Origin of the sequence: Corynebacterium sp., assembly GCF_022712195.1 — a bacterium.
In the GTDB taxonomy this organism is placed as follows: Bacteria; Actinomycetota; Actinomycetes; order Mycobacteriales; family Mycobacteriaceae; genus Corynebacterium.
Genome location: NZ_JALAGY010000033.1, coordinates 1 through 6,810, shown reverse-complemented (window position 1 = coordinate 6,810; position 6,810 = coordinate 1). Strand labels below are relative to the sequence as shown.

7 protein-coding genes are annotated in these 6,810 nt (G+C 69.6%); all 7 read left to right on the top strand.

The window, feature by feature from the left end; genetic code table 11:
• Positions 1–462: ATP-binding cassette domain-containing protein (locus tag Q0A34_RS04195; protein ID WP_291478738.1), on the top strand; the 462-nt coding region annotated here is incomplete at its 5' end.
• 103 nt (positions 463–565) lie between these two features.
• The gene (locus Q0A34_RS04190) at positions 566–1,879 is read left to right on the top strand and encodes an aminotransferase (RefSeq protein WP_291478736.1); all 1,314 of its coding nucleotides are present in this window, start codon (positions 566–568) and stop codon (positions 1,877–1,879) included.
• Between the two features lie 3 nt (positions 1,880–1,882).
• Positions 1,883–2,548, top strand: a complete 666-nt coding sequence (locus Q0A34_RS04185; RefSeq protein ID WP_291478734.1) for a hypothetical protein — start codon at positions 1,883–1,885, stop codon at positions 2,546–2,548.
• Between the two features lie 49 nt (positions 2,549–2,597).
• A complete protein-coding gene (locus Q0A34_RS04180; protein WP_291478732.1) occupies positions 2,598–5,165 on the top strand; it encodes a DNA polymerase III subunit gamma and tau in 2,568 nt (855 codons plus the stop codon).
• A gap of 107 nt (positions 5,166–5,272) precedes the next feature.
• The gene (locus tag Q0A34_RS04175) at positions 5,273–5,587 is read left to right on the top strand and encodes a YbaB/EbfC family nucleoid-associated protein (RefSeq protein WP_291478730.1); all 315 of its coding nucleotides are present in this window, start codon (positions 5,273–5,275) and stop codon (positions 5,585–5,587) included.
• 12 nt (positions 5,588–5,599) lie between these two features.
• Complete coding sequence (gene recR, locus Q0A34_RS04170; RefSeq protein ID WP_291478728.1) at positions 5,600–6,244, top strand: recombination mediator RecR; 645 nt, start codon at positions 5,600–5,602, stop codon at positions 6,242–6,244.
• Between the two features lie 33 nt (positions 6,245–6,277).
• Positions 6,278–6,664 (top strand): hypothetical protein, encoded by a 387-nt coding sequence (locus Q0A34_RS04165; RefSeq protein WP_291478726.1) that lies wholly within the window; start codon positions 6,278–6,280, stop codon positions 6,662–6,664.
• Positions 6,665–6,810: the final 146 nt, after the last annotated feature.

Below are 6,810 nucleotides of genomic sequence, written 5' to 3'. Positions count from 1 at the left end.
GGGCCGGGTGGTGCGCGCGGGCGGGCGTTCACCGACCGGATCGGCTACCTTCCGCAGCGGCTCGACCACCTGGACGACGGGGCGGACGTCATCGGCACCGTCCGGGCCGCGGCGCCGGGAGCCTCCGTGGAGGAGGTGCGCGCGAACCTCGCCCGGTTCCTCTTCGACGGGGCCACCGTCCACCGGAAGGTGGGGGACCTGTCCGGCGGCGAACGGTTCCGCGTAGCCCTGGCGCGGATCCTGCTGGCCAGGCCCGCGCACCAGCTGCTCGTCCTCGATGAACCGACCAACAACCTCGACCTGGACAGCGTCGACGCCCTGGTCTCCGCCCTGGAGGACTACCGCGGCGCTGTGCTGGTGGTCAGTCACGACGACGTCTTCCTCGACAGGTTGGGGATCGACGCCCGGGTCGCGCTGGACCGGGACGGACTGCGACCGGACAGGTCGGGGTGGCCGGACTGACCGGGTCGTCCGTGGCACGGTGGAGCGCCCTGTCGGTTCCCGGCACCGACCACTACACTCGGACGGGACATACCCGTTGAAGTCGAGGAGGTCCTGCGGGACTATGAAGCTCACCCACGCTAACACTGACGTGCTGAACACCCTGACGTCCCTGAGAGGCGAGGCGGACAAGGCCTACCAGGAGCTCAGGGACCGCAACCTGTCGCTCGACCTCACGCGTGGTAAGCCCTCCGTCGAGCAGCTGGACCTCGCCAGCGACCTGCTCAGTCTCCCCGGGGTCAACTACACGACGTCGGACGGGGTGGACACCCGCAACTACGGTGGCGGCGACGGCATCACCGACATCCGGGTGCTGTGGGCCGAACTGCTCGGCATCGACCCGGCGCTGCTGGTCGCCGGCGACGCCTCCAGCCTGAACATCATGTTCGACCTGGTGTCCTGGTCCCACACCTTCGGCAACAACGATTCCGAGCGTCCCTGGTCGGCGGAGGAGAAGGTCCGGTGGATCTGCCCGGTCCCGGGGTACGACCGCCACCACACGATCACCGAGACCTTCGGCTACGAGATGGTGACCGTGCCCATGACCGAGCAGGGCCCGGACCTGGACGCCGTCCGGGAGCTGGTGAAGGACCCGTCGGTGAAGGGGATGTGGACCGTCCCGGTGTTCTCGAACCCGACCGGCTGGTCGGTCTCCCGCGACGTGGCGGAGGGGCTCGCGGCGATGGAGACCGCCGCCCCGGACTTCCGGGTGGTGTGGGACAACGCCTACGCGGTGCACACCCTCACCGACGACTTCCCGGAGAACATCGACATCGTCTCGGTGGCCGCGGAGCAGGGCAACCCGAACCGTTTCTGGGCGATGACCTCGACGTCGAAGATCACCTTCGCCGGTGCCGGCGTGGCCTTCTTCAACTCCTCGCAGGAGAACCTCGACTGGTACCGCGGCATCGCCTCGACACGGGGGATCGGCCCGAACAAGGTCAACCAGCTGGCCCACGCGCGCTACTTCGGCAGCGCCGACGGCGTCCGGGCGGTCATGCGCAAGCATGCGGGCATCCTCGCCCCGAAGTTCAGTGCGGTCACCGCGATCCTCGAGCGTCGGCTCGGGGGCCTCGGGATCGCGGAGTGGACGACGCCCGCCGGCGGCTACTTCATCTCCGTCGACGTGGTGGACGGCACGGCGTCGCGCGTGGCGGAACTGGCGAAGGACGCCGGGATCGCGTTGACCGGCGCAGGAGCGACGTTCCCGTACAAGAACGACCCGGAGAACCGAAACCTGCGGCTGGCCCCCTCCATGCCGCCGATCGAGGAGGTCGAGGTTGCGATGGACGGGGTGGCCACCTGCATCCTGCTCGCCGCCATCGAGGCGGCTGAGGCGGCAGGGGCGGCAGGCGACGCGGCACCGTCCGGGGAGTAGCCGGTGAATCTTCAGGAGACGACGTACTGGCTGGCTGACCTGCTGCCCGGTGAGTTCACCACCACCCGGCGTCGGGTGAGCCAGAGCTTCCCGGAGTTCACCGTGGCCGAGCTCCGGCTCGGCGGTGATGACAGCGACGGTGCCGACGGTGCCGACCCTGCCGACCCGGCTGACCCGACTGACGCGGAGACGGTCGCGGCGACGCTGGACGCCGCACGTATCGAACCGCACCTGGTCACCGAGGACGGTTCGGACCTGAGGGTGGAGTTCATCACCGTCACCACCGGTCACGGGCGTACGGCGCCTGACCTGGTCATGGCGGCGGCGACGATGATCTCGAAGGACCCCATCCAGTTGTCCCCCCAGCCTGGACTGCTGCTGCCCGAGCTGGGCTGGCACGTCGACGAGACGATCACGGCCCGGCACGGGCTGCTCGTCCCGCCTTTCCTGTGGGAGGACGGGGTGCCGAACGTGCACGAGGTGAACTTCGGCGGCAGGCACGGTGGCGGGACCCGCCACGAGTTCACACACCCGGGCCGGATGACCGTCTACGCCCAGCTGGTGATGCTCACCGACGAGGAGTACCAGGTGGCACTGGACGGCGGTCCGACAGCGGCGCAGCAGATGCTGGCCACCACGCAGGCGAATCTCAACGACGTCTGGCGGTAGCTGTGCCGGCGGGGCGGTGGCTGTCCGTCCCGCCTTGTAGGCTGGGTCCGTGGCTCTTTACAGGAAGTACCGGCCGGCGACATTCGCCGAGGTCGTGGGGCAGGAACATGTGACCGAGCCGTTGTCGACGGCACTGGACAGCGGGCGGATCAACCACGCCTACCTGTTCTCGGGTCCGCGCGGATGCGGCAAGACCTCGTCGGCACGCATCCTCGCCAGGTCCCTGAACTGCGAACAGGGCCCGACGTCCTCCCCGTGCGGGGAGTGCGCCTCCTGCCGTGCGCTGGCTCCCGGTGGGCCGGGGACGTTGGACGTCACGGAACTGGACGCCGCCACGCACAACGGTGTGGAGGACATGCGTGAGCTCCGCGACCGCGCCTTCTACGCCCCGGCGGACTCCCGCTACCGTGTCTTCATCATCGATGAGGCGCACATGATCTCCTCGGCGGGGTTCAACGCGCTGCTGAAGATCGTGGAGGAGCCGCCGGAGCACCTCATCTTCATCTTCGCCACCACCGAGCCGGAGAAGCTGCTGCAGACCATCCGGTCGAGGACGCACAACTACCCGTTCCGGCTGCTGACCCCGCCGGCGATGCGGGGCCTGCTGGGCCGTGTGTGCGAGGAGGAGGGCGCCGTCGTCGAGGACGCGGTGTACCCGCTGGTCATCCGTGCGGGAGGTGGTTCGCCGCGCGATTCGTTGAGCATCATGGACCAGCTTCTCGCCGGCGCGGGTGAGGACGGCGTCACCTACGGTCGGGCTGTGGCGCTGCTGGGCTTCACCGACACCTCGTTGATCGACCGTGCGGTCGACGCCCTGGCGAACCAGGACCAGGCGGGGCTGTTCGGCTGTGTCAGCGACGTCATCGACGCCGGTCACGATCCCCGGCGGTTCGCGATGGACCTGCTCGACCGGTTCCGGGACCTGCTCGTGGTCCAGGCGGTGCCGGACGCGTTCGACACCGGACTTGTGGACGCCCCGGTCGATCAGCGCGACGTCCTCACCGCGCAGGCACAGGCGGTGGGGCAGGCGACGTTGACTCGGTGTGCCTCGCTGGTGAACGAAGGTCTCGCGCAGATGCGTGGTGCGACCGCGCCGCGTCTGCTGCTGGAGATCCTCTGTGCCCGTATGTCACTGCCGGCGGCGGGCATGACCGTCGAGGCACTGGCGCAGCGCGTCGAGGCGCTCGAGGCAGGCGGTGGGGCCGGGGCGGCCCCGTCCGGCGGCGGGCGTCCCTACGTCCGCAAGTCCCGGCGGGAGGCGGAGGCCGCCCGGCAGGCACCTGCTCCGGCTCCGGAGTCGGCGGCCCCGGAGCCTGAAACTCCGGTGTCTCAGGCAGCTCCCGCAGCTCCTTCAGCTCCCGCAGCTTCGGCAGCTCCGGAATCAAGGTCCGCCGTCCCGGAGCAGGCGGCACCGGCTGCCCGTGCGCAGCCGCAGGAGTCCCCGGAGGACGCCCGTCGTGCAGAGGCGGAGCGTGCCAGGGAGATCATGCGTCGGCGCCGTCGGCCTTCCGGCGGGGAAGCTGCGGGGGAGACCGCGGGAGAGGCCCCAGGGGAGACCGTGGGTCAGCCCGTCGAGACTCCCGCCGGACCTCCACAGGAGCCGTCGTCGCAGGAGGCCCCGGCCCCTGCGGCAGCTCCTGAACCAACCCCTGAACCGGCCCCTGAACCTGCGTCCGAACCTGCACGGGTCGGGGAGCCCCGGCAGGAGCCGGCGACAGCGGAACAGGCGGCGCACCCGGTCGGACGCTGGCCCGAGATCCTCGAGGCGGTGAAGGAGGCGAACCTCGCCGCCTGGATCGCCGCACGCGACGCCACAGCGCAGGAAGGTCCCGAAGGCGACGACGGGGTGGCGACGATCTCCCTGACCCACCACACCGGGGCGCTGGCGAACTACATCAATGCGCCGGAACATGCCCCGGTCTACTCCGACGCGGCGGAGAAGGTCACCGGTGCGCCGGTCCGGATCTCCGCCGGCGTCGGCGGAAAGTATTCCCCGGAGTCGCCGGGAAAAGCTGAGGCTGCGGTGGACCCGCAGCCGGAACCCGCTCCGCAGGAGAAGTCCGGGCACACCGGGGTCCCCGTCGCGCAGGACCCGGCACCGTCAGACCCGGCACCGCAGGGCCAGGCACCGTCGGACCCGGTGGATCTGGCGTTGCAGCGGGCACGGCAGATGGAGTCCCCCGCGGCGACCTCCCCCGCGGCGACCTCCCCGGCGCCGCGGGCGGAAATGCCGGACAGTCGGCAGCAGACTGCACCGGCACAATCACCGGCCCAGTCGCCGGCGAAGAAGCGTGAACAGGAGGAGCAGCTGTCCGGCTGGCGTGCTCGCCGAGCCAGGATCGACGCCAGGCGCGGCTCCGGGCAGGCCGACAACCGGGAACAGGCCAGTGGATTCAACGGCGTCCCGCTGCCGGAGGAACCCGCTGAACCCTGGGACGACGGTCCCGGCGCCACCCCTCCGGACCCGGAGGGGCCGCAGGGTGTCGACATGGCGGAGGCTGAAGAGGCCATGGCGCAGCTCGACGACCCGTCCTCGGCGAACATCGACCGGCGCAGCGCCATCGAGATCGCCGGTGAGCTCCTGGAGAAGCACCTCGGCGCAGAACGCACCCGGTAGGTGCGTGAGGTGGTGCCCCGGTAAACTCGCCGGGGTACCGACATCGCGGTGACGGCAACGGCCACCGCAACGACCACAGACCCGTACCGACAGCGGAGGGAAACACCGTGAACCAGCCCGACATGAACCAGATCATGGCCCAGGCCCAGCAGATGCAGCAGCAGCTCCAGGAGGCACAGGCGGAGATCATGGCCTCCACCGTGGAAGGCACCGCCGGCAACGGTCTGGTCAAGGTCTCCCTGCGTGGCTCCGGTGAGGTCGAGAGCCTGTCCATCGACCCCTCGGTGGTGGACCCGGAGGACGTCGAGACGCTCCAGGACCTCATCATCGGCGCCTACCAGGACGCCGGGGAGAACCTCAAGAGCCTCTCGAACGAGAAGATGGGCCCCCTGTCCCAGGGCCTCGACGGCCTCGGTTTCTAGGTCGCGTCCACCGTGTTCGAAGGTCCCCTCCAGGACGCCATCGACGAGTTCTCCCGCCTCCCCGGCGTGGGGCCCAAGAGCGCTCAACGCATCGCCTTCCACCTCCTCCAGGCAGAGCCGGAGGACCTGGAGAGGCTGACCGGTGCCCTGTCGAGGTTGCAGAAGGGTGTGCGCTACTGCCGTATCTGCCACAACGTCTCCTCGGAGGAGGTCTGCCGCATCTGCGCGGACTCCACCCGGGACGCCACGCTGGTCTGCGTGGTCGAGGAGTCCAAGGACATCCAGGTCATCGAGCGAACCGGTGAGTATGACGGCCGCTACCACGTCCTCGGCGGCGCCCTCGACCCGCTCAACGGGATCGGCCCGAAGGAACTCAACGTCACGGCGCTGGTCCAGCGTATCGGGGGACGGGTCGACGACGTCGCCGCCGCCGACGGGACCGTCGCCGAGCCGCCGGAGATCACCGAGGTGATCATCGCCACCGATCCCAACACCGAAGGTGAGGCGACGGCGGCCTACCTGGGGCGCCTGCTCAAGGAGTTCCCCGGGCTGACCGTGTCCCGGCTGGCGTCGGGGATCCCGATGGGCGGCGACCTCGAGTTCGTCGACGAGCTCACCCTGTCGCGCGCCTTCGAGGGACGTACCGCGATCCGCTGACACGGGGGCGCCGGTCGGCGTAGCGTGAAAGTCATGACCACTTCCGAACGTCGCCGGGCGAACACCCGGGCCGCAGTCTGGGCCACCGTCTTCGGTGGTGCCGGCGTCCTCCACTTCGCACAACGTCGTTTCTACGACTCCCTCGTCCCCGAGGAACTGCCCGGGGAGCAGAGGTACTGGACGTGGGGGAGCGGGCTCGTCGAACTGGGGCTCGCCGCGGCGATCGCCAACCCGTCCACCCGTGCCGCAGCGGCGACTCCGGCGACGTTGTTCCTGGTCGGCGTGTGGCCCGGCAACATCAAGATGGCGCTGGACTGGCAGAAGTCGGAGTCGAAGAGTCCGCTGATGAAGATCGGCGGATGGGCCCGGGTGGCGGGGCAGGTGCCGATGTTCCTCTCGACACGGAAGCTCGGGGAGTGACGTCACCGCCCGTCACATAGTTTCGTTTGGGGGACGACAATCTTGTAATTACTATGTCCGTAATAGTGTCCGCATACAGTGACGCAGCACACATGCAGCGGGCGGGACGGGGCCCGGGAGGTGCTGCGGGGGTGAAAACAGGGGCC

What these genes read in the sequence shown, in the direction of transcription:
- Q0A34_RS04190 (WP_291478736.1), top strand. Translation starts at nt 566, where the DNA reads ATGAAGCTCACCCACGCTAACACTGACGTGCTGAACACCCTGACGTCC.
- Q0A34_RS04165 (WP_291478726.1), top strand. Translation starts at nt 6,278, where the DNA reads ATGACCACTTCCGAACGTCGCCGGGCGAACACCCGGGCCGCAGTCTGG.